Source organism: Pseudomonas sp. BP8, from assembly GCF_017875955.1.
In the GTDB taxonomy this organism is placed as follows: domain Bacteria; phylum Pseudomonadota; class Gammaproteobacteria; order Pseudomonadales; family Pseudomonadaceae; genus Aquipseudomonas.
The window spans coordinates 1,266,569-1,292,241 of sequence record NZ_JAGINK010000001.1; the positions used below are offsets into that span (position 1 = coordinate 1,266,569).

Sequence of the window (25,673 nt, forward strand, 5' to 3'; positions counted from 1 at the left end):
GTTTTTCGGTGCGCTGTGAAGCGTCGCCGCCCAGCCTTGGAAGTGACGCCTGGATGACTACCCATATTCAACGCTCCGCCCTGCTGCCGTACCCTGCCCAGGCGCTCTACGATCTGGTCAACGATGTGGCCAGCTATCCGCAGTTCTTGCCGTGGTGCTCGGCCTCGACCGTGATCGAAAGCAGTGACAGGCACATGCGGGCCAAGCTGGAAGTGGCCAAGGGCGGCATGAGCCAGCAATTCGTTACAAGTAATGTGCTGGTGCCGGGGCAGTCGATCGAGATGAACCTGGTGGAGGGGCCGTTCAGCCAGTTGCACGGTGTATGGGTGTTCAAGCCATTGGGTGAGAAGGCCTGCAAGATCAGTCTCGATCTGTCGTTCGATTACGCCGGGCCGATCGTGCGGGCTACCTTGGGCCCGCTGTTCAATCAGGCGGCCAATACCCTGGTTGATGCCTTCTGCCAGCGTGCCAAGCAACTTAATGGCTGAGTAGCGCTAAACAGCAGGCACAAAAAAGCCCGGGCCATGGTCCGGGCTTTTTCTTGTCGCTGCAGTTTATTGCGGCGAGGTATCCAGCGGTGCTGGTGTCGGGACCGGGGTGGTCTCGATGGTGTCGATCTCGCGCTGGATCGACTCTTCAACAGAGCCTGGCTTGGCCGGCTTCTCTGCGGGCTGGCTCGGCTCGGTCGGCTCGCCGGGCTGTGCCGCCGGGCTGACACTGGTGTCGCCGCTGCCGCCAAGAATCTCCTGGTCTTTACTCACGCCTGGCATGAAGTCGCCAGACAGGCTGACCAGCTGATCACCTTCATTGAAGAAGATGCTCATGCGCTCCTGCTGACGTTTACCGCCACCGGGCTGCAGGCTGTAGAGATAATCCCAACGGTTGGTGTTGAACGTATCCTGAATGAGGGGATTGCCCATGATAAACCTTACTTGCCGTCGGGTCATTCCCGGGCGTAATTGGTCTATCATGTCTTGCGTGACGACATTGCCCTGCTGGATGTCGATTTTGTAAACCCCGGGAAACGAGCAACCGGCGAGTGCGAGCAGTCCCACGAGGGTGAGGCTGGTTAGCAAGAGCTTGGACTTTTGCATCGGTGGGCGACTTCCACTATCTTGGCTGGACAACGTAAACCCCGATCATACCCGTATTAAGAGAAGCTGCGAAGCAGCATCGGCGAGAAAGCTGACCATGGTTGAAAATAGCGAACTGCGCAAAGCTGGTCTCAAGGTGACACTGCCTCGAGTCAAAATCCTACAGATGCTGGACTCGACAGAGCAGCGTCACATGAGTGCCGAGGATGTTTACAAGGCATTGATGGAAGCTGGCGAAGACGTCGGTCTGGCTACTGTCTACCGCGTACTGACACAGTTCGAGGCGGCGGGTCTGGTTGTACGTCACAACTTCGACGGCGGCCACGCGGTATTCGAGCTGGCTGACGGCGGCCACCACGACCATATGGTCAACGTGGAAACCAGCGAAGTCATCGAGTTCTTCGATGCCGAGATCGAAAAGCGTCAGAAAGAGATCGTGGCTGAGCATGGCTTCGAGCTGGTGGACCACAATCTGGTCCTGTACGTGCGTAAGAAGAAGTAACGATTTCGATCGTTATTGAAAGCGGAGGCGACCTTAGGGTCGCCTTTGTGCTTTCTGGGGTGGGGCTTTTGGGGGTTCGAAATGGGTGTCTGGCTTGAGCTTGCCGGGGCTGCTTCGCAGCCCTTTCGCGACACAAGGCCACTCCTACAGGAGGTAGCGCTAGGCTCTTGAGCGGCGCGGTCCCTGTGGGGTCGGTCGTACACCTGCGAAGGGGCCCGCACTGACCGACTAAGGATGCTCAAATCTTACTGGTAACGACCATCTTGCGCGCATGCGCCAACGATTCCTTGGTCAGATCGATCCCGCCCAACATCCGCGCCACTTCCTCGACCCGCTCACGCTTGCCCAGGTTAGCCACTGCAGTATGGGTGGTTTCGCTGTTGCGCACTTTATGTACAAACAGATGGTGATGCCCTTGCGCCGCCACCTGCGGCAAGTGAGTCACTGTGAGGACTTGGCCACGATCACCGAGCCGGCGCAGCAACTGCCCGACGATCTCGGCGGTAGGTCCGCCAATCCCTACATCGACTTCATCGAAGACCAGCGTAGGAATCCGCGAGGTCTGCGCGGTGATCACCTGAATCGCCAGGCTGATACGCGACAGCTCGCCGCCCGAGGCGACCTTGGCCAGCGCCTTGAGTGGTTGCCCGGGGTTGGCACTGACCAGCAGTTCGATCTGCTCCAGGCCATGCGGTGACAGCTCGCTGCTCTCGAATGGCGTCAGCTCGATGCAGAAGCGCCCGCCCGGCATGCCCAGGCGCTGGACTTCCTGCTCCACCGCCGTTGCCAGCTGCTTGGCCGCCTGCTGGCGCAAGGCGCTAAGTTCGGTGGCCTTGGCCTGGTAGTGCTGGGCGTATGCCGCCAGCTCCTCGCCAAGGCGCTCGAGCGATTCGTCGCTGGCGTTGAGCCCTTCGAGCTCTTCCATCAATCGCTGCTGCAGGTCCGGCAGCTGGGTAGGGTGCACGCGGTGCTTGCGTGCCAGTGTATAAATAGTGTCGAGGCGTTCTTCCAGGGCCTGCAGGCGCATCGGGTCGGCGTCGAAGTTATCCAGGAAGCGATTGAGTTCTCCCACCGCTTCCTCGACCTGGATCTGCGCGCTGGCAATCATCGTCGCGGCTTCATCGAGCGCCTTTGGCCCGCCAGTCACCGCGCTCAAGCGGTTGAGGCTGACGGTCAGGGCGTTGAGCACATTGCCCGAGTCACTTTCACTGCACTGCTCGATCACCTGGCGGCAGATGCCGAACAGCGCTTCGGCGTTGGTCAGGCTCTTGTGCTCCTGCTCAAGCTGTTCCAGCTCGTTTTCGCCCAGGCCGAGGTTGTCCAGCTCTTCGAGCTGATAGCTGAGCAGTTGCTGGCGTGCGCGCTGTTCATCACCGGAATTGGACAGCCGCTCCAGCTCCTGGCGGGTTTGCCGCCAGCGTTGGGCGGCCAATTGCACCTGGCGCGACAGGTCAATGGCGCCGGCGTATTCGTCGACCAGCCGGCGATGGGTGTCGGTCTTGAGCAGCGACTGGTGCTCGTGCTGGCTGTGAATGTCGATCAGCAACTCGCCCAGCGCCTTGAGGTCGGCGAGCGGGCAGGGCGTGCCGTTGATATAGCCGCGGCTGCGGCCTTCGGCGGTGATCACCCGGCGCAGGATGCACGGGCCTTCGTGCTCCAGGTCGCGCTCGCTGAGCCAGACGCTGGCCTCGGGAATGTCCACCAGGTCAAAGGTGGCCAGGATGTCTGCCTTGTCTGCGCTGGGGCGCACCACGCCACTGTCGGCGCGATCGCCCAGGGCGAGGCCGAGGGCGTCGAGCATGATCGACTTGCCGGCGCCAGTTTCGCCGGTAATCACGCTCATGCCGCGAGCGAGCTCGAGGTCAAGGTGTTCGACGATGGCGTAGTTGTGAATGGACAGGTGGACCAGCATGAGGGCAGCTCCCGAAGGGTCATGTCTGGATATTTATACAGTGCTTTTTGCCTGGCTGACAATGCCCGTTTGGAGATTGCCTGGTGGCAAGTGAAAAGTGCCTTGCCCCTTGAACCTGGTTTTTCCGACCCCATATAGCCGACAACCAAGGCGAGTAAGCTCGCATACCAGAAATTGCGGAGGAGATACCCAATGGCTGACGAACAGCTGGATGACAACACCCCAAACACCGAACAGGCAGGCTCTGAGGATCTCGGCACCCGCGTTCAGGTGCTCGAGGAGCAGCTGGCCGCCGCCAAGGATCAGTCCCTGCGCGTTGCCGCCGACCTGCAGAACATCCGCCGTCGCGCCGAGCAAGACGTCGAGAAGGCGCACAAGTTTGCCCTGGAGAAGTTCGCCGGCGACCTGCTGCCAGTCATCGACAGCCTGGAGCGCGGCCTGGAGCTTTCCAGCGCTGAAGACGAGTCGATCAAGCCGATGCGTGAAGGCATCGAGCTGACCCTGAAGATGTTCCACGACACCCTCAAGCGCTACAACCTCGAGCCAGTCGACCCGCACGGCGAGCCGTTCAACGCCGAGCATCACCAGGCCATGGCCCTGCAAGAGAGTGCCGACGTAGAGCCGAACAGCGTGCTCAAGGTGTTCCAGAAGGGCTACATGCTCAATGGCCGTCTGCTGCGCCCCGCCATGGTGGTGGTCAGCAAGGCGCCGGCAGTTGCCCAACCTTCGATCGACGAGAAGGCTTGAAATCCTCCGGGGCGTCCCCATCTAGGTGTCAAGCACTCAAATATTACCGCAGTTGGCCAATGTAGCCGCTGCCACCTAATTCAGTTTCGGGAGAGTTAACATGGGTAAAATCATCGGTATCGACCTGGGGACCACCAACTCGTGCGTCTCCATCCTGGAAAACGGTAACGTCAAGGTTATCGAGAACGCCGAAGGCGCGCGTACTACCCCTTCGATCATCGCCTACGCCAACGATGGCGAGATCCTGGTCGGTCAGTCGGCCAAGCGCCAGGCGGTCACCAACCCGCACAACACCCTGTACGCGGTAAAGCGTCTGATCGGTCGCCGCTTCGACGAAGAAGTCGTGCAGAAAGACATTCAGATGGTCCCGTACAAGATCGTCAAGGCTGACAACAACGACGCCTGGGTCGAAGTCAACGGCCAGAAGATGGCACCGCCACAGATCTCCGCCGAGATCCTGAAAAAGATGAAGAAGACCGCCGAAGACTACCTCGGCGAGCCTGTCACCGAAGCGGTCATCACCGTTCCGGCCTACTTCAACGACAGCCAGCGTCAGGCTACCAAGGATGCCGGTCGCATCGCGGGTCTGGACGTAAAACGTATCATCAACGAACCAACCGCAGCCGCACTGGCCTACGGTATGGACAAGGCCAAGGGCGATCACACCGTGATCGTGTATGACCTGGGCGGCGGTACTTTCGACGTTTCGGTCATCGAAATCGCCGAAGTCGATGGCGAGCATCAGTTCGAAGTACTGGCCACCAACGGTGACACCTTCCTCGGTGGTGAAGACTTCGACATCCGCCTGATCGACTACCTCGTCGACGAGTTCAAGAAAGAAAGCGGCATGAACCTCAAGGGTGACCCGCTGGCCATGCAGCGCCTGAAAGAAGCCGCTGAAAAAGCCAAGATCGAGCTGTCCTCGAGCCAGCAGACCGACGTCAACCTGCCGTACATCACTGCAGATGCAACCGGTCCGAAGCACCTGAACGTGAAGATCTCCCGCGCCAAGCTGGAATCGCTGGTAGAAGACCTGGTTCAGCGCACCATCGAGCCTTGCCGCATCGCGCTGAAAGACGCCGGTATCGACGTTGGCGCGATCAACGACGTGATCCTGGTCGGCGGTCAGACCCGTATGCCGCTGGTACAGAAGCTGGTTACCGATTTCTTCGGTAAAGAAGCGCGTAAAGACGTCAACCCGGACGAAGCAGTTGCCATGGGTGCTGCCATTCAGGGCGCGGTACTGGCCGGTGACGTCAAAGACGTACTGCTGCTGGACGTCAGCCCGCTGACCCTGGGTATCGAAACCATGGGCGGCGTGATGACTGCGCTGATCGAGAAGAACACCACCATCCCGACCAAGAAGTCGCAGGTGTTCTCGACTGCCGACGACAACCAGAACGCCGTGACCATTCACGTGCTGCAAGGTGAGCGTAAGCAGGCGGGTCAGAACAAGTCGCTGGGCAAGTTCGACCTGGCGGACATTCCACCGGCTCCACGTGGCGTGCCGCAGATCGAAGTGACCTTCGACATCGATGCCAACGGCATCCTGCATGTCGGCGCCAAAGACAAGGCGACTGGCAAGACTCAGTCGATCGTGATCAAGGCCAACTCCGGTCTGTCCGACGAAGAGATCGAGCGCATGGTGCGTGATGCCGAGGCCAACGCCGAGGAAGACCGCAAGTTCGAAGAACTGGCCGCTGCCCGTAACCAGGGTGATGCACTGGTTCACTCGACCCGCAAGATGGTCGCAGACGCCGGTGACAAGGTGACCGCGGAAGAGAAGACCGCGATCGAAGCCGCTGTCGTTGCCCTGGAAGCCGCTGTCAAAGGCGACGACAAGGCTGCCATCGACGCCAAGGTCGAAGAGCTGTCCAAGGTCTCCGCGCCAGTTGCCCAGAAGATGTATGCCGAGCAGTCGGCTGAGCAGCCTCAGGGCGGCGCCCAGCAGCAGGCCGAGCCGGAAGCCAAGCACGATGACGTGGTTGACGCCGAGTTCGAGGAAGTGAAAGACAACAACAAGCAGTGATCCCTGCATGTTGTCGGCCAGCTCAGCGGCAAATGCCGCTGAACTGGTAGGATGTCGCCGCGCGGGGGCTTGCTCCCGCGTTGGTGTATCTGGAATTCGAGAATTTTTACAGTAGTTGTCTGCCCACTCCGGTGTGCTGCAGGCGGGTACTGACGGCGCGGCGCGGATGCCGGACGCCCAACAAGGTGCAAATGACCTATGTCCAAGCGTGATTATTATGAGGTCCTGGGTGTCGAGCGCGGCGCCAGCGAAGCTGACCTCAAAAAGGCTTATCGCCGTCTGGCGATGAAGTACCACCCGGACCGCAACCCGGGCGACAAAGAATCGGAAGACATGTTCAAGGAGGCCAACGAGGCCTACGAAGTGCTGTCTGACGCAAGCAAGCGCGCGGCGTTCGACCAGTATGGTCACGCCGGCGTCGACCCAAGCATGGGTGGCGGCGGGGCTGGCTTCGGTGGTGCCAACTTCTCCGACATCTTTGGCGATGTGTTCAGTGACTTCTTCGGTGGCGCTCGCGGCGGCGGTCGTGGCGGCGCGGCGCGCGGCAGCGACCTGCGCTACACCCTTGAGCTGAACCTGGAAGAAGCCGTGCGCGGCACCACGGTCAATATCCGTGTGCCGACCCTGGTCAACTGCCAGCCGTGCGACGGCAGCGGTGCGAAGAAGGGTTCGACCCCGTCGACCTGCCCGACCTGCGGCGGTATCGGCCAGGTGCGCATGCAGCAAGGCTTCTTCTCGGTGCAGCAGACCTGCCCGCGCTGCCATGGCCAGGGCAAGATCATCACCGACCCATGCGGCTCGTGCCACGGCGAAGGCCGTATCGAGGAATACAAGACTCTGTCGGTCAAGGTGCCGCCTGGCGTCGACACCGGTGACCGCATTCGCCTGTCCGGCGAAGGCGAGGCGGGTGCCCACGGCGGCCCGACCGGCGACCTGTACGTAGTGATCAGCGTGCGTGAGCACGCGATCTTCCAGCGCGACGGCAAGCACCTGTACTGCGAAGTGCCGATCAGCTACACCGATGCTGCCCTGGGTGGTGAGCTGGAAGTGCCGACCCTCGATGGTCGGGTCAAGCTGAAGATCCCGGATGGCACCCAGACCGGCAAGCAGTTCCGCCTGCGTGGCAAGGGCGTCGCCCCTGTGCGTGGCGGTGCCGCTGGTGACCTGTTGTGCCGCGTGGCGGTGGAAACCCCGGTCAACCTCAGTCGTCGTCAGCGTGAGCTGCTCGAAGAGCTGCGTGACTCGCTTGAGGGTGACAGCTCCCATTCGCCCAAGGCCAGCGGTTGGTTCGAGGGTGTGAAGCGCTTCTTCGGCGATCTCTGACAAGGAACAGGCTATGCGACGTATTGCGGTAATGGGCGCGGCGGGGCGGATGGGCAAGACCCTCGTCGAAGCTGTGCAGCAACAGGCGCCGAGTGCAGGCCTTACGGCGGCGATCGACAAGCCCGACAGCTCCCTGGTGGGTGCTGATGCGGGCGAGTTGGCGGCACTGGGTCGCATCGGTGTGACCATCTCTGGTGACCTGGCCAAGGTTGCAGAAGAGTTCGACGTGCTGATCGACTTCACGCACCCGTCGGTGACCCTGAAGAACCTGGCGTTCTGCCGTAAGGCAGGCAAGGCCATGGTGATCGGCACCACCGGCTTTTCGGCAGAAGAGAAAGCGCTGCTGGCCGAGGCGGGCAAAGAAATCCCGATCGTCTTTGCGGCCAACTTCAGTGTTGGTGTGAACCTCTGCCTGAAGTTGCTCGATACCGCTGCGCGGGTGCTTGGCGACGAAGTGGATATCGAGATCATCGAGGCCCACCATCGACACAAGGTTGATGCGCCGTCGGGTACCGCGCTGCGCATGGGTGAGGTTGTGGCTCAGGCGTTGGGGCGCGATCTGGCTGAAGTGGCCGTGTATGGCCGCGAAGGCCAGACCGGTGCGCGTGATCGCCAGACCATCGGCTTTGCCACTGTGCGCGCCGGTGACGTGGTGGGCGACCACACCGTGCTGTTCGCTGCAGAAGGCGAGCGCGTCGAGATCACTCACAAGGCCTCCAGCCGCATGACCTTCGCCAAGGGCGCGGTGCGTGCCGCGCTGTGGCTGGACGGGCGTGCGCCTGGTCTTTATGACATGCAGGACGTGCTCGACCTGCGTTGATTTGCCAGATCAGCAGCGCCTGCTTCACGGCTCGACTGGAATTGAGGGAAACTGTCGCAATCCTGTGTTTTAGAGACACATATGCGGTAGACCGAAAACCCTCATTCCTGTAAGCTACAGCTTTAGTGTGTCCACTAAAAGCGCGCAGAGATATTCAGCACATGAAGCGGGGTGACGTGTCCATACGTCACTCCGCTTTTTTGCAACCTGCGATCGCCCTTTCAGGCTTGATTTACGGGAGGTCTTCTTGACTAAGCCAGCCATACTCGCCCTTGCCGATGGCAGCATTTTTCGCGGTGAAGCCATCGGAGCCGACGGGCAGACCGTTGGTGAGGTGGTGTTCAACACCGCTATGACCGGCTACCAGGAAATCCTTACAGACCCTTCCTACGCCCAGCAAATCGTTACCCTGACTTACCCGCACATCGGCAACACCGGGATCAACCCGGGCGACGCCGAGTCCAACCGTGTCTGGTCTGCCGGCCTGGTCATCCGTGACCTGCCGCTGGTTGCCAGCAACTGGCGCAAGACCCAGTCGCTGTCTGACTACCTGAAAGAACACAATGTCGTCGCCATCGCTGGCATCGACACCCGTCGCCTGACCCGCATCCTGCGTGAAAAAGGCGCTCAGAACGGCTGCATTCTGGCCGGTGACGACATTACCGAAGAAGCCGCCATCGCCGCTGCTCGCGCCTTCCCAGGCCTGAAAGGCATGGACCTGGCCAAGGAAGTCTCGACCAAAGAGCGCTACGAGTGGCGCGAGAGCGTATGGGAGCTGAAAACCGACAGCCACCCGACTCTGGAGGCCTCCGAGCTGCCGTACCACGTGGTCGCCTTCGACTACGGCGTCAAGCTGAACATCCTGCGCATGCTGGTCGCCCGTGGCTGCCGCGTGACCGTGGTGCCTGCCCAGACCCCGGCCAGCGAAGTGCTTGCGCTCAATCCGGATGGCGTGTTCCTGTCCAACGGTCCTGGCGATCCTGAGCCATGCGACTACGCGATCCAGGCGATCAAGGCCGTCCTCGAAACCGAAATTCCGGTCTTCGGCATCTGCCTCGGCCACCAGCTGCTGGCCCTGGCCTCCGGCGCCAAGACAGTGAAAATGGGTCACGGTCACCACGGTGCCAACCACCCGGTCCAGGACCTGGACACCGGCGTGGTCATGATCACCAGCCAGAACCACGGTTTCGCCGTCGACGAAGCCACCCTGCCGGGCAATGTCCGCGCCATCCACAAGTCGCTGTTCGACGGTACCCTGCAGGGCATCGAGCGCACCGACAAGAGCGCGTTCAGCTTCCAGGGTCACCCTGAAGCGAGCCCAGGCCCGACCGACGTCGCGCCACTGTTCGATCGTTTCATCGATGCCATGGCCAAGCGCCGCTGAGCATCCTGCATCAAGGCCCCGGACCAGCCTCGGCTGCGTCCGGCAGCGCCTGACCTGAGCATGTTCAAGACGGCTTGCCGACTGACCCGCGGATTTGAGTGAGCACCCAATGCCAAAACGTACAGACATTAAAAGCATCCTGATTCTCGGCGCTGGCCCGATCGTGATCGGCCAGGCCTGCGAATTCGACTACTCCGGCGCCCAGGCCTGTAAAGCCCTGCGCGAGGAAGGCTACCGCGTCATCCTGGTCAACTCGAACCCGGCCACCATCATGACCGACCCGGCCATGGCCGACGCCACCTACATCGAGCCGATCAAATGGCAGTCGGTGGCCAAGATCATCGAGCAGGAGCGCCCTGACGCCGTCCTGCCGACCATGGGTGGCCAGACCGCACTGAACTGCGCCCTGGACCTCGAGCGCCATGGCGTGCTGGAGAAGTTCGGCGTGGAAATGATCGGCGCCAACGCCGACACCATCGACAAGGCCGAAGACCGCTCGCGCTTCGACAAGGCGATGAAAGACATCGGCCTGGAATGCCCGCGTTCCGGCATCGCCCACAGCATGGACGAGGCCAACGCGGTACTCGAGAAGCTCGGCTTCCCGTGCATCATCCGTCCGTCCTTCACCATGGGCGGCACCGGTGGCGGCATCGCCTACAACCGTGAAGAGTTCGAAGAAATCTGCGCCCGTGGTCTGGACCTGTCGCCGACCAAAGAGCTGCTGATCGACGAATCGCTGATCGGCTGGAAGGAATACGAGATGGAGGTGGTCCGCGACAAGAAGGACAACTGCATCATCGTCTGCTCGATCGAGAACTTCGACCCGATGGGCGTGCACACCGGTGACTCGATCACCGTTGCTCCAGCGCAGACCCTGACCGACAAGGAATACCAGATCATGCGCAACGCCTCGCTGGCGGTGCTGCGTGAAATCGGTGTGGAAACCGGCGGTTCCAACGTCCAGTTCGGTATTTGCCCAGACACCGGCCGCATGGTCGTGATCGAGATGAACCCGCGTGTATCGCGTTCCTCGGCCCTGGCTTCGAAGGCTACCGGCTTCCCGATCGCCAAGATCGCCGCCAAGCTGGCCGTCGGTTACACCCTCGACGAACTGCAGAACGACATCACCGGCGGCCGCACCCCAGCCTCCTTCGAGCCGTCGATCGACTACGTCGTGACCAAGCTGCCGCGCTTCGCCTTCGAGAAATTCCCGAAAGCCGACGCCCGCCTGACCACCCAGATGAAGTCGGTGGGTGAAGTCATGGCCATCGGCCGGACCTTCCAGGAATCCCTGCAGAAAGCCCTGCGTGGCCTGGAAGTTGGCGTGTGCGGCCTCGACGAGAAAGTCGACCTGGCCAGCGCCGAAGCCAGCGGTATCCTCAAGCGTGAACTGACCGTGCCGGGCGCCGAGCGTATCTGGTACGTCGCCGACGCCATGCGCGCGGGCATGACCTGCGACGAAATCTTCGCCCTGACCGGTATCGATCACTGGTTCCTGGTGCAGATGGAAGACCTGATCAAGGAAGAAGAGAAGGTCAAGACCCTGGCCCTGTCGGCCATCGACAAAGACCTGATGCTGCGCCTGAAGCGCAAAGGCTTCTCTGACCAGCGTCTGGCCAAGCTGCTCGGTATCACCGACAAGAACCTGCGTCGTCACCGCCACAAGCTGGAAGTGTTCCCGGTGTACAAGCGCGTCGACACCTGCGCCGCCGAGTTCGCCACCGACACCGCCTACCTGTACTCGACCTACGAGGAAGAGTGCGAGGCCGCGCCGTCGAACCGCGACAAGATCATGATCCTGGGTGGCGGTCCTAACCGTATCGGCCAAGGCATCGAGTTCGACTACTGCTGCGTACACGCTGCACTGGCCCTGCGTGAAGACGGTTACGAGACCATCATGGTCAACTGCAACCCGGAAACCGTCTCCACCGACTACGACACCTCCGACCGTTTGTACTTCGAGCCGCTGACCCTGGAAGACGTGCTGGAAGTGGTCCGTGTCGAGAAGCCCAAAGGCGTCATCGTCCACTACGGCGGCCAGACTCCGCTGAAGCTGGCTCGCGCCCTGGAAGAAGCCGGCGTACCGATCATCGGTACCAGCCCGGATTCGATCGACCGTGCCGAAGACCGTGAGCGCTTCCAGCAAATGGTCCAGCGCCTGAACCTGCTGCAGCCGCCAAACGCTACCGTGCGTAGCGAAGAGGAGGCGATTCGTGCCGCTGGCGTCATCGGTTACCCGCTGGTCGTGCGTCCTTCGTACGTACTGGGTGGTCGCGCCATGGAAATCGTCTACGAGCTGGACGAGCTCAAGCGCTACCTGCGTGAAGCGGTGCAAGTGTCCAACGACAGCCCGGTGCTGCTCGACCACTTCCTCAACTGCGCCATCGAAATGGACGTGGATGCGGTCTGCGACGGCACCGACGTGGTGATCGGCGCGATCATGCAGCACATCGAGCAGGCCGGCGTTCACTCCGGTGACTCCGCATGCTCGCTGCCACCGTACTCGCTGCCTGCCCACGTGCAGGACGAAGTTCGCGACCAGGTCAAGAAAATGGCCCTGGAGCTGGGCGTGGTTGGCCTGATGAACGTGCAGCTGGCCCTGCAGGGCGACAAGATCTACGTGATCGAAGTCAACCCGCGCGCCTCGCGTACCGTACCGTTCGTCTCCAAGTGCATCGGCACCTCGCTGGCGATGATTGCCGCCCGTGTGATGGCCGGCAAGACGCTGAAAGAGATCGGTTTCACCAAAGAAATCATCCCGAACTTCTACAGCGTCAAGGAAGCCGTCTTCCCGTTCGCGAAGTTCCCAGGGGTTGACCCGATCCTCGGCCCTGAGATGAAATCGACCGGCGAAGTCATGGGCGTTGGCGACAGCTTCGGTGAAGCTTTCGCCAAGGCCCAGATGGGTGCCAGCGAAGTACTGCCAACTGGCGGTACCGCGTTCATCAGCGTACGTGACGACGACAAGCCACAAGTGGCTGGCGTTGCCCGCGACCTGATCGCCCTGGGCTTCGAAGTGGTTGCTACTGTCGGTACCGCCAAGGTGATCGAGGCGGCTGGCCTGAAAGTGCGTCGCGTGAACAAGGTGACCGAAGGTCGTCCGCACGTGGTCGACATGATCAAGAACGACGAAGTGTCGCTGATCATCAACACCACCGAAGGCCGCCAGTCGATCGCTGACTCCTACTCGATTCGTCGCAATGCGCTGCAGCACAAGATTTACTGCACGACTACCATTGCGGCCGGTGAAGCCATCTGCGAAGCGCTGAAATTCGGCCCTGAAAAGACCGTTCGTCGCTTGCAGGATCTGCATGCAGGACTCAAAGCATGAGCATTACCAAGTATCCGATGACCGTCCAGGGCGCTCGCGCCCTGGAAGAAGAGCACCTGTTCCTGGCCAAGACCGAGCGCCCGCGCTTGAGTCAGGCCATCGGTGAAGCCCGCGAGCTGGGCGACCTCAAGGAAAACGCCGAATACCATGCTGCTCGTGAAGAGCAGGGCATGGTCGAAGCGCGCATCCGCGACATCGAAGGCCGTCTGCAGAACTCGGTAGTGATCGACGTGACCACCATTGCCCACACCGGCAAGGTCATCTTCGGCACTACCGTCGACCTGGAAAACACCGAGACCGGTGACCAGGTCACTTACCAGATCGTGGGTGAGGACGAAGCCGACGTCAAACAGGGTAAGCTCTCGGTCGGTGCCCCGATCGCCCGTGCCATCATTGGCAAGGAAGAGGGCGATACCGTGGTGATCAAGACGCCTAGCGGCACGGTCGAGTACGAGATTGTCGAAGTCAAACACATCTGACCGGCGCCTGCGGGCGCCATCCCTCGAGGGGATCCTCTGGCAGCTGGCCCAGGTATTCTGGGTTGGCGGCTTGTGGGTGTTCCACGTCGGGTTGGTGCCGGCGCTCAAAGTCACCGGCCTGGCACCGTTGCTGGTACAGGACGTGGCTGCGCAGATCGATCGCTGGTTGATTGGCGTGGCCTTGCTTGGTCTGCTGACCCAGCTGGCGGTATTGGCGAGGGTAGATGGTCTGGCTGCCTGGTGGCAGCAGTTTCGCGGTCAGATGCTGTTGCTCGGCTTTGCCGCCTGCATCAGCTACTACACGCTACGCTACGGAATATCCGTGGGCGAACGCTGGCAGATGTTCTGCTTTTTGGTGCTGGGTTTTTCCGGCATCGTGCTGGTTGCCCAGCCGGTCCCGGTCAGGGCGCGCCAGGCGCGCCGCTGACTGGAGCCACCGTTACTTGAAACGGTGGATGTTCGACAGCTGCTTGTTGGGCTGCGGGTTCTTGCGGTAGATCAGGGCTTTCTTGCCGATGGTCTGCACCAGTTCAGCGCGGCCTTGCTTGCACAGCTCGGCGATAGCGGCTTTGCGTTCTTCGCGATCCTCGGAACGAATTTCGACCTTGATCAGCTCATGGTCGGCCAAGGCGCGTTCCAGTTCACCGATGACGCCCTCGTTGACGCCGTTGCCGGCAACGATCAGGACCGGCTTGAGGTCATGACCAATAGACTTGTACTGCTTCTTCTGCTCGTTATTGAGCGGCATAATCTGACCCTTTTCGTCTGATTCTGTAAAATTGGTAGCCATTTTACCCGAGGGCCCGTGGCTGCGCCCAGTCAATCACGACGCTATTCATCGAGGTGTACCGTGGTACAGCGTTCCAAGAGCAGCCATAACTGGCTGAGAGAGCATTTCAACGACCCTTTCGTCAAACAGGCGCAGAAGGATGGCTATCGCTCGCGAGCCAGCTACAAGCTGCTTGAGATCCAGGAAAAGGACAAACTGATCCGCCCTGGCATGAGTGTCATCGACCTCGGCGCCGCCCCGGGTGGCTGGTCGCAGGTGACCAGTCGTCTGATCGGTGGTCAAGGTCGGCTGATCGCCTCCGACATCCTCGAAATGGACTCGATTCCCGATGTCACCTTCATCCAGGGCGATTTTACCGAAGACGCCGTGCTGCAGAGCATTCTCGCGGCGGTGGGCAATTCGCACGTGGACCTTGTGATTTCCGATATGGCCCCCAATATGAGTGGTACGCCTGAAGTGGACATGCCGCGAGCCATGTTCCTCTGTGAATTGGCGCTGGACCTGGCAACCCGGGTTTTGCGTCCAGGCGGAGATTTCCTGATCAAGATCTTCCAGGGTGAAGGTTTTGATGTGTACCTGAAGGACGTGCGCAGCAAGTTCGACAAGGTACAGATGCGCAAGCCGTCCTCCTCCCGGGATCGCTCCCGCGAGCAGTACATGCTGGCGAAGGGCTTCAAAGGGGCGTGAAATGGCGGCTTGAGCAGTGGTTGATAGTTAATTCCAATCAGCCGCTGCGTCAGGATCGTCCGAACTTCGTGTAGTCTTGGTTTCACAAAGGGTTACAGACGGCGCCTGCGGATGCGTAGGTAATGTAGTAAGTTAGGGCGGTGAATATCATGCGAGGCACGGCTGCGTCGTGCGCCGACCTCAGAGGGTAGCTAATTGAACGACATGGCAAAGAATCTGATCCTGTGGTTGATCATCGCTGCCGTCCTTGTGACGGTGATGAACAACTTCTCCAGCCCGAACGAGCCGCAAACCCTCAACTACTCTGACTTCATTCAGCAGGTCAAGGACGGTAAGGTCGAGCGCGTCACGGTCGACGGTGCCGTCATTACCGGCAAGCGCACCGATGGCGATAACTTCAAGACCGTGCGTCCGGCAATTGCCGACAACGGCCTGATCGGCGACCTGGTCAACAACAATGTTGTGGTCGAGGGCAAACAGCCTGAACAGCAAAGCATCTGGACCCAGCTACTGGTAGCCAGCTTCCCGATCCTGGTGATCATCGCGGTGTTCATGTTCTTCATGCGCCAGATGCAGGGCGGGGCGGGTGGCAAAGGTGGGCCGATGAGCTTCGGCAAGAGCAAGGCGCGCCTGCTCTCCGAAGATCAGGTCAAGACCACCCTGGCTGACGTCGCGGGTTGCGACGAGGCCAAGGAAGAAGTTGGCGAGCTGGTCGAGTTCCTGCGGGATCCGGGCAAGTTCCAGCGCCTGGGTGGCCGTATCCCGCGTGGCGTGCTGATGGTTGGCCCGCCGGGTACCGGTAAGACCTTGCTGGCCAAGGCCATCGCTGGCGAAGCCAAAGTGCCGTTCTTCACCATTTCCGGTTCGGACTTCGTCGAGATGTTCGTCGGTGTGGGTGCCAGCCGCGTGCGTGACATGTTCGAGCAGGCCAAGAAGCACGCGCCGTGCATCATCTTCATCGACGAGATCGACGCTGTTGGTCGCCACCGTGGCGCCGGCATGGGCGGCGGTCACGACGAGCGTGAGCAGACCCTCAACCAGTTGCTGGTGGAGATGGACGGCTTCGAAGTCAACGACGGCATCATCGTCATCGCCGCGACCAACCGTCCGGACGTACTCGACCCGGCGCTGCTGCGTCCAGGCCGCTTCGACCGCCAGGTGGTGGTAGGGCTGCCGGATATCCGCGGCCGTGAGCAGATCCTCAAGGTGCACATGCGCAAAGCCCCGATTGGCGACAACGTCAATCCGGCGGTCATCGCGCGTGGTACCCCTGGCTTCTCCGGTGCTGACCTGGCCAACCTGGTCAACGAAGCTGCCCTGTTCGCCGCGCGCTCAAGCAAGCCTGTGGTCGAAATGAAGGAATTCGAGCTGGCCAAGGACAAGATCATGATGGGCGCTGAGCGCAAATCGATGGTCATGTCCGAGAAAGAGAAGCGCAACACGGCCTTCCATGAAGCGGGTCACGCTATCGTCGGTCGCGTGGTGCCTGAGCACGACCCGGTCTACAAGGTCTCGATCATTCCCCGTGGCCGTGCCTTGGGTGTGACCATGTTCCTCCCTGAGGAAGACCGTTACAGCCTGTCCAAGCGTGCGCTGATCAGTCAGATCTGCTCGCTGTACGGTGGCCGTATCGCTGAAGAAATGACCCTGGGCTTCGATGGCGTCACCACCGGTGCCTCCAACGACATCATGCGTGCCAGCCAGATCGCTCGTAACATGGTCACCAAGTGGGGCCTGTCCGAGAAGCTCGGTCCGCTGATGTACGCCGAAGAAGAAGGTGAAGTGTTCCTCGGCCGCAGCGCCGGTTCGCAGCACACCAGCGTGTCGGGCGAGACCGCCAAGCTGATCGACTCCGAAGTGCGCAGCATCATCGACCAGTGCTATGCGACGGCCAAGCAGATTCTCACCGAGAACCGCGACAAGCTTGACGCCATGGCCGATGCCCTGATGAAGTACGAGACCATCGATGCCGATCAGATCGACGACATCATGGCCGGTCGTACGCCGCGCGAGCCTCGCGATTGGGATAGCAACGATACTGGTACTTCAGGTACGTCGGCTTCCCAAGGTGATCGTCCGGAGTCGCCGATCGGCGGTCCAGCGGCTCAACACTAAGGGTTATCATGACCTCACAGCTGTACCCGACCCGGTTGCCTTGCGGCAACCGGGTTCTTGATTTGTCGCGTACCCATGTCATGGGTATTCTCAATATCACCCCTGATTCGTTCTCCGACGGTGGTCGCTTCAACCAGCGCGACGAGGCCCTGCGCCACGCCGAAGCCATGGTCGCTGCAGGTGCTACGTTGATCGACATTGGTGGCGAGTCGACCCGGCCTGGTGCGCGGGCGGTTTCTGTCACCGAAGAACTTGAGCGGGTAGCGCCCATGGTCGAGGCGATCAACAGTCGCCTGGACGTGGTTATCTCGGTCGACACCTCGACGCCAGCAGTGATGCGCGAGTCAGCGCGCCTGGGCGCTGGGCTGATCAATGACGTGCGCGGCCTGGAGCGTGATGGTGCGCTGGATGCCGCAGCGGCCACCGGCTTGCCGGTGTGCCTGATGCACATGCGCGGTGACCCGGACAACATGCAGGACAATCCGCATTACGACGACGTAACCGTCGACGTAACGCGTTATCTCGAAGGGCGTATGGCCATCTGTGCCGCGGCCGGAATCAGCGCCGAGCGGATCATTCTCGACCCGGGTTTCGGATTCGCCAAGACGCTCGAACACAACCTCAGCCTGTTCAAGCACATGGAGGCGCTCTATCGCCTGGGGCGCCCGCTCCTGGTCGGCGTCTCGCGCAAGAGCATGATCGGCCTGACCCTGGGTCGGCCGGTTGGTGAGCGGTTGTTTGGCAGCTTGGCCCTGGCCGCCCTGGCCATGACCAAGGGCGCAAGCATCCTGCGTGTGCATGATGTGGCCGAAACCGTCGATGTGGTGCGCATGATTGCCGCCGTGCAGGACGCCGAATAAGAACACTGGAGTTCCTATGAGCAAGAAATACTTTGGTACCGATGGTATCCGCGGCCGCGTTGGCGTCGCTCCGATCACCCCTGACTTCATGCTGAAACTCGGCTGGGCGGCAGGCATGGCCTTCCGCAAGCAAGGCGCCTGTCGCGTGCTGGTAGGCAAGGACACGCGCATCTCTGGCTACATGTTCGAATCCGCGCTGGAGGCCGGTTTGTCTGCGGCCGGCGCCGATGTGATGCTGCTCGGGCCGATGCCTACGCCGGCCATCGCCTACCTGACTCGCACCTTCCACGCCGAGGCGGGGATCGTCATCAGTGCTTCGCACAACCCGCACGACGACAACGGCATCAAGTTCTTCTCCGGCCAGGGCACCAAGCTGCCGGATGAAGTCGAGCTGATGATCGAAGAGCTGCTCGACCAGCCCATGACCGTGGTCGAGTCGAGCAAGCTCGGCAAGGTCTCGCGCATCAACGACGCTGCGGGTCGCTATATCGAATTCTGTAAAAGCAGCGTGCCAAGCAGCACCAGCTTCGAAGGTCTCAAGCTGGTCATCGATTGCGCTCACGGTGCCACCTACAAAGTAGCGCCTAGCGTGTTCCGTGAGCTGGGCGCCGATGTCACCGTGCTGCATGCCGAGCCTAACGGTCTGAACATCAACCTCAACTGCGGCTCGACCCACATCGAGTCGCTGCAGGCTGCCGTGCTGGTCGGTCACGCCGACCTGGGTATCGCCTTCGACGGCGACGGCGACCGTGTGCTGATGGTCGACCACACCGGCGCCATCGTCGATGGCGACGAGCTGCTGTTCATCATCGCCAGGGACCTCCAGGAGCGCGGCAAGCTGCAAGGTGGGGTGGTGGGTACCCTGATGAGCAACCTCGGCCTGGAACTGGCCCTCAAGGAGCTTGAGATACCGTTCACGCGGGCCAAGGTCGGTGATCGCTATGTCATGGCCGAGCTGATCGAGCGTGAGTGGCAGATCGGCGGTGAAAACTCCGGCCATGTGGTGTGCTGCAACCACACCAGCACCGGCGATGCGATCATTGCTGCGCTGCAGGTGCTGCTGTCGCTCAAGCGTCGTGGCGAAAACCTTGCGCAATCGCGCCAGGCGTTGCGCAAGTGCCCTCAGGTGCTGATCAACGTGCGCTACGCCGCAGGCACCGCTGACCCGCTGGAAAACCCTCTGGTGAAAGAAGCCAGTGCCAAGGTGACAGAAGCCATGGCAGGCCGTGGTCGGGTATTGCTGCGCAAGTCTGGCACCGAGCCACTGGTGCGGGTGATGGTCGAAGGTGACGACGAAAACCAAGTCCGCGGCCATGCCGAAGCCCTGGCCAAACTGGTCTCTGAAGTTTGTGCTTGAAGACCCTTGCCAGCGCAGTTCGGGTTGGGTAAGATCTGCGCCCACTTTGACCGACGAGGTAAAGCATGCGTCGCCCTATGGTAGCTGGTAACTGGAAGATGCACGGTACCCGCGCCAGCGTCGCTGAGCTGACCCTGGGCTTGAGCAAGCTGAGCCTGCCGAGCGGTGTCGAAGTTGCGGTATTTCCGCCAGCCTTGTTCGTCAATCAAGTGATTGATGAACTGGCCGAAACGGAAATTATCGTTGGAGCACAGAATTCTGCTGTACAGTCCGAGCAGGGCGCGCTGACCGGCGAAGTTGCACCGAGTCAGCTGGCTGAAGTCGGTTGCAAGTTGGTGCTGGTCGGGCACTCGGAGCGTCGCCAGATCGTTGGCGAAAGTGACGAAGTGCTTAACCGCAAGTTTGCAGCTGCCCAGGCCAAAGGTTTGAAGCCAGTGCTCTGCGTAGGGGAAACTCTCGAAGAGCGCGAGGCGGGCAAGACGCTCGAAGTTGTCGGGCGTCAACTAAGCAGTATCATCGACGCGTTTGGTGTTAGTGCTTTTGCCAATGCAGTAATTGCTTATGAGCCTGTATGGGCCATTGGCACAGGTCTTACGGCCTCGCCACAACAAGCTCAGGATGTGCATGCTGCCATCCGCCAGCAGTTGGCGGCAGAGGACGCTGAAGTTGCCGAAAATGTGCAGCTTCTCTACGGCGGCAGCGTGAAGGCGGCCAATGCGGCCGAACTGTTCGGCATGCCGGATATCGATGGGGGGCTCATTGGTGGAGCGTCCCTGAACGCAGACGAATTCGGTGCAATTTGTCGCGCCGCAGGAAACTGAACAAATGATGGAAACCGTCGTAGTTGTTTTTCATCTGTTGGCTGCACTGGCGCTGGTAGTGCTGGTATTGCTGCAACAGGGTAAGGGTGCGGAAGCAGGTGCATCTTTCGGCGCAGGGGCTTCAAATACTGTGTTCGGGAGCCAAGGTTCCGCTACCTTCCTAAGTAAATTCACTGCTATACTCGCTGCTACTTTCTTTCTAACTGCACTTGGGTTAGGATACTTCGCAAAGGAGCAGGCACACCAGCTAACTCAAGCCGGTTTGCCAGATCCAGCAGTACTTGAAGTGAAAGAGCAGAAGCCGGCAGTTAATGATGATGTACCGGTGCTCCAGGAGCAGAAGAGTAACACCGCCCCAACAGGTGATGTGCCTCCTTCGACCGAAGAGCAGAAGTAACGGGTTTCAAATGTAGTATTGCCGAGGTGGTGGAATTGGTAGACACGCAACCTTGAGGTGGTTGTGCCCATAGGGTGTAGGGGTTCGAGTCCCCTTCTCGGTACCAATTGAAGCATGAGAGCCCGCTTTAGCGGGCTTTCTTGTAGGTGGAGGTCGGATTGACCCAGCATAGGGTTCAGTCTTATACTTTCGCCCCAGCTTTGTCGCGGGGTGGAGCAGCTTGGTAGCTCGTCGGGCTCATAACCCGAAGGTCGTTGGTTCAAATCCAGCCCCCGCAACCAGCTTCAGCGGAGCCCCTTTTCAGGGGCTTTTTGCTAGCCGAACAGTTTTAGGCGTCGTTGTCCAACGGCGCTTTCAGGGATGGGCGCTTTGCCCATTTTTTATTTGCACAGCATGCACGAGGGGGTTCAGGTGTCGAGCAAGCTAGAACAGTTGCAGGACTTGTTGGCCCCGGTTGTCGAGGCTCTGGGCTTTCAGTGCTGGGGAATCGAGTTCGTCTCCCAGGGCAAGCATTCGGTATTGCGTATCTACATCGAAAAAGACGGCGGCATCATGGTGGATGACTGTGCAAAGGTCAGTCATCAGGTGAGCGGCGTTCTCGATGTCGAAGACCCGATCAGCTCTGAATACACCCTAGAGGTGTCCTCTCCTGGCATGGAACGCCCACTGTTCACGCTTGAACAGTTTGCCTCGTATGCCGGCGAACAAGTGAAGATCAAGCTGCGTTCACCCTTCGAGGGTCGTCGTAACTTCCAGGGCCTTCTCCGCGGCGTGGAGGATCAGGATGTGATCGTCCAGGTAGACGATCAAGAATTCCTGCTGCCGATCGACTCGATCGACAAGGCCAATATTATTCCCAGTTTTGACTGAGACGTGCCGGGCCCGGCGGACTATCCGGGCCCAATGGCTTGCGCAAGGCGAGGCGTACGATGAGCAAAGAAGTACTGCTGGTTGTTGAATCGGTATCCAACGAAAAGGGTGTACCACCCGGCGTCATTTTCGAGGCGCTGGAAGTGGCTCTGGCCACTGCAACCAAAAAACGTTTTGAGGACGAAGTCGACCTGCGTGTGGAAATCAACCGCCACACCGGTAGCTACGAGACCTTCCGTCGCTGGACCGTGGTCGATGAAGCCGATCTTGATGATCCGGCGATCGAGACCTGGCTGGACAAGATTCACGAGACCCACCCTGAAGCCAAGGTGGGTGACGTGATCGAAGAGAAGATCGAGTCTATCGAATTCGGTCGTATCGCCGCTCAGACCGCCAAGCAGGTCATCGTCCAGAAAGTCCGCGAAGCCGAACGTGCCCAAGTGGTCGACGCCTACCGCGAACGCGTTGGCGAGATCATCTCCGGTACCGTTAAAAAGGTTACCCGCGACAATGTCATCGTCGACCTGGGCAACAATGCCGAGGCCTTGTTGGCTCGCGAAGACATCATTCCACGCGAGACTTTCCGCGTCGGCGTGCGCTTGCGCGCGCTGTTGAAAGAAATCCGCACCGAGAACCGCGGTCCGCAGCTGATCCTGTCGCGTACTGCGCCACAGATGCTGATCGAACTGTTCCGCATCGAAGTGCCGGAAATCGCCGAGGGCCTCATCGAGGTCATGGCCGCTTCCCGTGATCCGGGTTCGCGCGCCAAGATCGCCGTTCGCTCCAAGGACAAACGCATCGACCCGCAAGGCGCCTGCATCGGCATGCGCGGTTCGCGTGTCCAGGCGGTGTCCGGCGAGTTGGGCGGTGAGCGTGTGGATATCGTCCTCTGGGACGAGAACCCCGCGCAATTCGTTATCAACGCCATGTCGCCGGCTGAGGTCGCGGCGATCATCGTTGATGAGGATGCCCACGCCATGGATATCGCCGTGGCCGAGGACAACCTGGCTCAGGCCATCGGTCGTGGTGGTCAGAACGTTCGCCTGGCAAGCCAGCTTACCGGCTGGACCCTGAACGTGATGACCGAGAAGGACATCCAGGCCAAGCAGCAAGCCGAGACTGGCGACATCCTGCGCAACTTCGTCGACGAGCTGGAAGTCGATGAGGAACTCGCTCAGGTGCTGGTCGACGAAGGCTTCACCAGCCTGGAAGAAATTGCCTACGTACCGTTGGAAGAAATGCTCAACATCGATGGCTTCGACGAGGATATCGTCAACGAGCTCCGTGCTCGTGCCAAGGACCGCCTGTTGACCAAAGCCATCGCTACCGAGGAAAAACTGGCAGACGCCCATCCGGCCGAAGACCTGCTCTCTCTTGAGGGTATGGACAAGGACCTGGCGGCCGAACTGGCGGTGCGCGGCGTGGTTACCCGCGAAGACCTGGCCGAGCAGTCGATTGACGACCTGCTCGACATCGACGGCATCGACCAAGAGCGTGCCGGCAAGTTGATCATGGCCGCCCGAGCCCACTGGTTCGAGTAATTAGGCGCGGCCTGAGGAGAGAAGTGCATGACGCAAGTCACGGTGAAAGAATTGGCCCAAGAGGTCGCTGCACCGGTTGAGCGCCTGCTGCAGCAGATGCGTGAGGCAGGTCTGCCACACACCGACGCCGGTCAGGTAGTGACCGATAATGAGAAGCAGGCATTGCTGGCTCATTTGAAGAGCAGCCACAAGGCAAAAGTGGAAGAGCCGCGCAAGATTACCTTGCAGCGCAAAACCACCAGCACCCTGCGTGTCGCCGGTAGCAAGAGCATCAGCGTAGAAGTACGCAAGAAGAAAGTTTTCGTTCAGCGCAGCCCTGAAGAAATCCAGGCTGAGCAGAACCGCGAGCAGGAAGAGCGCCGCGTGGCAGAAAATGCCGCCCGCGAAAAATCCAACGCCGACGCCCGCCAGCGCATCGAGGAGCAGTCCCGTCGCGATGCTCCGCAAGGTGCAGTGGCTGGTAAGGCTGAGGCTGCGCCTGCCGCCGCCCCTGTTGCAGCCGCCCCGGCAGCTGCGGCGCAGGAGCCGTTGAGCGAAGAAGCTGCAGTTCGTGCAGCCGAGCGCAAGAAAGAAGAAGCCCGTCGCACTGAAAACCGCACCCGCGATGAAGATCGTCGTGGCGGTCGTGGCGAAGCTCCGCGCGTCTCGATCAAGGTCAAGGTCAAAGAGAAAGAGAAGGCGCCTACTCCGCGTGCCGCTCCGCGTACCACCGAAGAAGAAAGCGATGGCTTCCGTCGCGGTGGCCGTGGCAAGGGCAAGCTGAAGAAGCGCAACCAGCATGGCTTCCAGAACCCTACCGGTCCGGTTATCCGTGCGGTAAGCATCGGCGAGACCATCACTGTCTCCGAGCTGGCCAACCAGATGTCCGTCAAGGGCGCTGAAGTGGTCAAGTTCATGTTCAAGATGGGTACTCCGGTCACCATCAACCAGGTGCTCGATCAGGAAACTGCTCAGCTGGTCGCCGAAGAACTCGGCCACAAGGTCACCCTGGTCAGCGACAGCGCCCTGGAAGATTCCCTGGCCGAATCGCTGAAGTTCGAAGGTGAAGCCACCTCGCGTGCTCCGGTCGTGACCGTCATGGGCCACGTCGACCACGGTAAGACCTCGCTGCTCGACTACATCCGTCGTGCCAAGGTTGCCGCTGGCGAAGCCGGTGGTATTACCCAGCACATCGGTGCCTACCACGTCGAAACCGACCGTGGCATGGTCACCTTCCTCGACACCCCTGGTCACGCTGCGTTTACTCAGATGCGTGCCCGTGGTGCCAAGGCGACCGACATTGTCATCCTGGTGGTGGCAGCGGACGACGGCGTGATGCCGCAGACCCGTGAAGCTGTTCAGCATGCCAAGGCAGCTGGCGTTCCGCTGGTAGTTGCAGTGAACAAGATCGACAAGCCTGGTGCTGACCTCGATCGTATCCGCAACGAGCTGTCCGTCGAAGGCGTGACCTCCGAGGAGTGGGGTGGTGACACTCCATTCGTCAAGGTTTCGGCGAAGATGGGTACCGGTGTTGATGAACTGCTCGAAGCCGTCCTGCTGCAGGCCGAGGTTCTCGAACTGACTGCTACGCCGACTGCCCCTGGCCGTGGCGTCGTGGTCGAATCGCGCCTGGACAAAGGCCGTGGCCCAGTAGCCACCATCCTGGTTCAGGACGGTACGCTGCGTCAGGGCGACATGGTCCTGTGCGGTTCCAACTATGGCCGCGTTCGCGCCATGCTCGACGAGAACGGCAAGCCTGTGAAGGAAGCTGGCCCGTCGATCCCGGTCGAGATTCTCGGCCTGGATGGCACGCCGGAAGCCGGTGACGAGCTGTCGGTAGTTGCCGACGAGAAGAAAGCCCGCGAAGTTGCCATGTTCCGTCAAGGCAAGTACCGCGAGGTCAAGCTGGCCCGTGCTCACGCTGGCAAGCTGGAAAACATCTTCGAGAACATGGGTCAGGCCGAGAAGAAAACCCTCAACATCGTCCTCAAGACAGATGTACGTGGTTCTCTCGAAGCGCTGAACGGTTCGCTCGGCGGTCTGGGCAACGACGAAGTGCAGGTCCGTGTGATTGGTGGCGGTGTCGGTGGTATCACCGAGAGCGATGCCAACCTGGCCCTGGCGTCCAACGCGGTGCTGTTCGGCTTCAACGTGCGTGCCGATGCCGGCGCCCGCAAGATCGTCGAGCAGGAAGGTCTGGATATGCGTTATTACAACGTGATCTACGACATCATCGAAGACGTCAAGAAAGCCCTGACCGGCATGCTCGGCAGCGATGTTCGCGAGAACATCCTGGGTGTCGCGGAAGTACGTGACGTGTTCCGTTCGCCGAAGTTCGGCGCCATCGCTGGCTGTATGGTCATCGAAGGTACCGTGTACCGCAACCGTCCGATCCGCGTACTGCGCGAGGACGTTGTGATCTTCGAAGGCGAGCTGGAATCGCTGCGTCGCTTCAAGGACGATGCGGCCGAAGTCCGCTCGGGCATGGAGTGCGGTATTGGCGTCAAGAGCTACAACGACGTCAAGGTCGGCGACAAGATCGAAGTCTTCGAGAAAGTCCAGGTGGCTCGTACCCTGTAAGGGTCGGGCTGGCAGATGCCCCGCCCCAGGGCGGTTGGCAACGCCTCTGCAGGTA

Annotated in this window: 22 protein-coding genes and 2 tRNA genes; 21 read left to right on the forward strand and 3 right to left on the reverse strand. The window is 60.5% G+C overall.

What is annotated here, in order from left to right; genetic code table 11:
- The first annotated feature begins 53 nt into the window (after positions 1-53).
- The gene (locus J3B00_RS05520) at positions 54-488 is read left to right on the forward strand and encodes a type II toxin-antitoxin system RatA family toxin (RefSeq protein WP_209865174.1); all 435 of its coding nucleotides are present in this window, start codon (positions 54-56) and stop codon (positions 486-488) included.
- A gap of 66 nt (positions 489-554) precedes the next feature.
- Here J3B00_RS05520 and bamE read toward each other — a convergent pair whose 3' ends face one another.
- The gene (gene bamE / locus J3B00_RS05525) at positions 555-1,094 is read right to left on the reverse strand and encodes an outer membrane protein assembly factor BamE (protein ID WP_209865177.1); all 540 of its coding nucleotides are present in this window, start codon (positions 1,092-1,094) and stop codon (positions 555-557) included.
- A 97-nt stretch (positions 1,095-1,191) separates the two neighbouring features.
- Between bamE and fur the strand changes: the two genes are divergently transcribed.
- Positions 1,192-1,596, forward strand: coding sequence for a ferric iron uptake transcriptional regulator (gene fur / locus J3B00_RS05530; protein WP_209865180.1), 405 nt, complete (start codon positions 1,192-1,194; stop codon positions 1,594-1,596).
- A 238-nt stretch (positions 1,597-1,834) separates the two neighbouring features.
- Here the strand turns inward: fur and recN are convergent, their stop codons facing one another.
- Positions 1,835-3,508, reverse strand: a complete 1,674-nt coding sequence (recN, locus tag J3B00_RS05535; RefSeq protein ID WP_209865183.1) for a DNA repair protein RecN — start codon at positions 3,506-3,508, stop codon at positions 1,835-1,837.
- Between the two features lie 192 nt (positions 3,509-3,700).
- Here recN and grpE point away from each other — a divergent pair, with 192 nt between their 5' ends.
- The 8 genes from grpE to J3B00_RS05575 all read left to right on the forward strand — a co-directional run bounded on the left by grpE (position 3,701) and on the right by J3B00_RS05575 (position 14,048).
- On the forward strand, positions 3,701-4,255 hold the full coding sequence (gene grpE, locus J3B00_RS05540; RefSeq protein ID WP_209865186.1) for a nucleotide exchange factor GrpE: 555 nt from the start codon (positions 3,701-3,703) through the stop codon (positions 4,253-4,255).
- Positions 4,256-4,355: 100 nt separating this feature from the next.
- Positions 4,356-6,284: a molecular chaperone DnaK gene (dnaK, locus tag J3B00_RS05545; RefSeq protein ID WP_101322169.1), complete on the forward strand. Its 1,929-nt coding sequence runs from the start codon at positions 4,356-4,358 to the stop codon at positions 6,282-6,284.
- A gap of 198 nt (positions 6,285-6,482) precedes the next feature.
- Positions 6,483-7,607: a molecular chaperone DnaJ gene (gene dnaJ / locus J3B00_RS05550; protein ID WP_209865188.1), complete on the forward strand. Its 1,125-nt coding sequence runs from the start codon at positions 6,483-6,485 to the stop codon at positions 7,605-7,607.
- 13 nt (positions 7,608-7,620) lie between these two features.
- Complete coding sequence (gene dapB, locus J3B00_RS05555; protein ID WP_209865191.1) at positions 7,621-8,427, forward strand: 4-hydroxy-tetrahydrodipicolinate reductase; 807 nt, start codon at positions 7,621-7,623, stop codon at positions 8,425-8,427.
- A gap of 247 nt (positions 8,428-8,674) precedes the next feature.
- Positions 8,675-9,811 (forward strand): glutamine-hydrolyzing carbamoyl-phosphate synthase small subunit, encoded by a 1,137-nt coding sequence (gene carA / locus J3B00_RS05560; RefSeq protein ID WP_209865194.1) that lies wholly within the window; start codon positions 8,675-8,677, stop codon positions 9,809-9,811.
- 109 nt (positions 9,812-9,920) lie between these two features.
- Positions 9,921-13,142: a carbamoyl-phosphate synthase large subunit gene (gene carB, locus J3B00_RS05565; RefSeq protein WP_209865197.1), complete on the forward strand. Its 3,222-nt coding sequence runs from the start codon at positions 9,921-9,923 to the stop codon at positions 13,140-13,142.
- The gene (gene greA / locus J3B00_RS05570; protein ID WP_209865200.1) at positions 13,139-13,621 is read left to right on the forward strand and encodes a transcription elongation factor GreA; all 483 of its coding nucleotides are present in this window, start codon (positions 13,139-13,141) and stop codon (positions 13,619-13,621) included. The genes carB and greA overlap by 4 nt, the downstream gene beginning before the upstream one ends.
- Positions 13,599-14,048 carry an MFS transporter gene (locus tag J3B00_RS05575; RefSeq protein ID WP_209865203.1) on the forward strand — a complete coding sequence of 150 codons (450 nt, stop codon included), beginning with the start codon at positions 13,599-13,601 and terminating at the stop codon, positions 14,046-14,048. The genes greA and J3B00_RS05575 overlap by 23 nt, the downstream gene beginning before the upstream one ends.
- A gap of 12 nt (positions 14,049-14,060) precedes the next feature.
- Here J3B00_RS05575 and yhbY read toward each other — a convergent pair whose 3' ends face one another.
- The gene (gene yhbY, locus J3B00_RS05580; protein WP_209865206.1) at positions 14,061-14,369 is read right to left on the reverse strand and encodes a ribosome assembly RNA-binding protein YhbY; all 309 of its coding nucleotides are present in this window, start codon (positions 14,367-14,369) and stop codon (positions 14,061-14,063) included.
- 102 nt (positions 14,370-14,471) lie between these two features.
- Here yhbY and rlmE point away from each other — a divergent pair, with 102 nt between their 5' ends.
- From rlmE to infB, 11 genes are all read left to right on the forward strand, one after another.
- Positions 14,472-15,098, forward strand: a complete 627-nt coding sequence (gene rlmE / locus J3B00_RS05585; RefSeq protein WP_209865210.1) for a 23S rRNA (uridine(2552)-2'-O)-methyltransferase RlmE — start codon at positions 14,472-14,474, stop codon at positions 15,096-15,098.
- Between the two features lie 204 nt (positions 15,099-15,302).
- Positions 15,303-17,213: an ATP-dependent zinc metalloprotease FtsH gene (gene ftsH / locus J3B00_RS05590; RefSeq protein WP_209865213.1), complete on the forward strand. Its 1,911-nt coding sequence runs from the start codon at positions 15,303-15,305 to the stop codon at positions 17,211-17,213.
- Positions 17,214-17,221: 8 nt separating this feature from the next.
- Positions 17,222-18,073: a dihydropteroate synthase gene (gene folP / locus J3B00_RS05595; protein WP_209865215.1), complete on the forward strand. Its 852-nt coding sequence runs from the start codon at positions 17,222-17,224 to the stop codon at positions 18,071-18,073.
- Between the two features lie 16 nt (positions 18,074-18,089).
- Positions 18,090-19,430 carry a phosphoglucosamine mutase gene (gene glmM, locus J3B00_RS05600; protein WP_209865218.1) on the forward strand — a complete coding sequence of 447 codons (1,341 nt, stop codon included), beginning with the start codon at positions 18,090-18,092 and terminating at the stop codon, positions 19,428-19,430.
- A gap of 65 nt (positions 19,431-19,495) precedes the next feature.
- Positions 19,496-20,251 carry a triose-phosphate isomerase gene (gene tpiA, locus J3B00_RS05605; protein ID WP_209865220.1) on the forward strand — a complete coding sequence of 252 codons (756 nt, stop codon included), beginning with the start codon at positions 19,496-19,498 and terminating at the stop codon, positions 20,249-20,251.
- Between the two features lie 4 nt (positions 20,252-20,255).
- Positions 20,256-20,648: a preprotein translocase subunit SecG gene (gene secG / locus J3B00_RS05610; RefSeq protein WP_209865223.1), complete on the forward strand. Its 393-nt coding sequence runs from the start codon at positions 20,256-20,258 to the stop codon at positions 20,646-20,648.
- A gap of 20 nt (positions 20,649-20,668) precedes the next feature.
- A tRNA-Leu gene (locus J3B00_RS05615) sits at positions 20,669-20,754 on the forward strand.
- Positions 20,755-20,852: 98 nt separating this feature from the next.
- Positions 20,853-20,929: transfer RNA gene (locus J3B00_RS05620), tRNA-Met, on the forward strand.
- 130 nt (positions 20,930-21,059) lie between these two features.
- Positions 21,060-21,518 carry a ribosome maturation factor RimP gene (gene rimP / locus J3B00_RS05625; protein ID WP_209874620.1) on the forward strand — a complete coding sequence of 153 codons (459 nt, stop codon included), beginning with the start codon at positions 21,060-21,062 and terminating at the stop codon, positions 21,516-21,518.
- 59 nt (positions 21,519-21,577) lie between these two features.
- Positions 21,578-23,059 (forward strand): transcription termination factor NusA, encoded by a 1,482-nt coding sequence (gene nusA / locus J3B00_RS05630; RefSeq protein WP_209865226.1) that lies wholly within the window; start codon positions 21,578-21,580, stop codon positions 23,057-23,059.
- Positions 23,060-23,086: 27 nt separating this feature from the next.
- Positions 23,087-25,618: a translation initiation factor IF-2 gene (gene infB, locus J3B00_RS05635; protein WP_209865230.1), complete on the forward strand. Its 2,532-nt coding sequence runs from the start codon at positions 23,087-23,089 to the stop codon at positions 25,616-25,618.
- Positions 25,619-25,673: the final 55 nt, after the last annotated feature.

Coding starts and splice junctions, on each gene's coding strand:
- J3B00_RS05520 (WP_209865174.1), top strand. CDS start 54: ATGACTACCCATATTCAACGCTCCGCCCTGCTGCCGTACCCTGCCCAG.
- bamE (WP_209865177.1), bottom strand. CDS start 1,094: ATGCAAAAGTCCAAGCTCTTGCTAACCAGCCTCACCCTCGTGGGACTG.
- fur (WP_209865180.1), top strand. CDS start 1,192: ATGGTTGAAAATAGCGAACTGCGCAAAGCTGGTCTCAAGGTGACACTG.
- recN (WP_209865183.1), bottom strand. CDS start 3,508: ATGCTGGTCCACCTGTCCATTCACAACTACGCCATCGTCGAACACCTT.
- grpE (WP_209865186.1), top strand. CDS start 3,701: ATGGCTGACGAACAGCTGGATGACAACACCCCAAACACCGAACAGGCA.
- dnaK (WP_101322169.1), top strand. CDS start 4,356: ATGGGTAAAATCATCGGTATCGACCTGGGGACCACCAACTCGTGCGTC.
- dnaJ (WP_209865188.1), top strand. CDS start 6,483: ATGTCCAAGCGTGATTATTATGAGGTCCTGGGTGTCGAGCGCGGCGCC.
- dapB (WP_209865191.1), top strand. CDS start 7,621: ATGCGACGTATTGCGGTAATGGGCGCGGCGGGGCGGATGGGCAAGACC.
- carB (WP_209865197.1), top strand. CDS start 9,921: ATGCCAAAACGTACAGACATTAAAAGCATCCTGATTCTCGGCGCTGGC.
- greA (WP_209865200.1), top strand. CDS start 13,139: ATGAGCATTACCAAGTATCCGATGACCGTCCAGGGCGCTCGCGCCCTG.
- yhbY (WP_209865206.1), bottom strand. CDS start 14,369: ATGCCGCTCAATAACGAGCAGAAGAAGCAGTACAAGTCTATTGGTCAT.
- ftsH (WP_209865213.1), top strand. CDS start 15,303: ATGGCAAAGAATCTGATCCTGTGGTTGATCATCGCTGCCGTCCTTGTG.
- folP (WP_209865215.1), top strand. CDS start 17,222: ATGACCTCACAGCTGTACCCGACCCGGTTGCCTTGCGGCAACCGGGTT.
- glmM (WP_209865218.1), top strand. CDS start 18,090: ATGAGCAAGAAATACTTTGGTACCGATGGTATCCGCGGCCGCGTTGGC.
- tpiA (WP_209865220.1), top strand. CDS start 19,496: ATGCGTCGCCCTATGGTAGCTGGTAACTGGAAGATGCACGGTACCCGC.
- secG (WP_209865223.1), top strand. CDS start 20,256: ATGATGGAAACCGTCGTAGTTGTTTTTCATCTGTTGGCTGCACTGGCG.
- nusA (WP_209865226.1), top strand. CDS start 21,578: ATGAGCAAAGAAGTACTGCTGGTTGTTGAATCGGTATCCAACGAAAAG.
- infB (WP_209865230.1), top strand. CDS start 23,087: ATGACGCAAGTCACGGTGAAAGAATTGGCCCAAGAGGTCGCTGCACCG.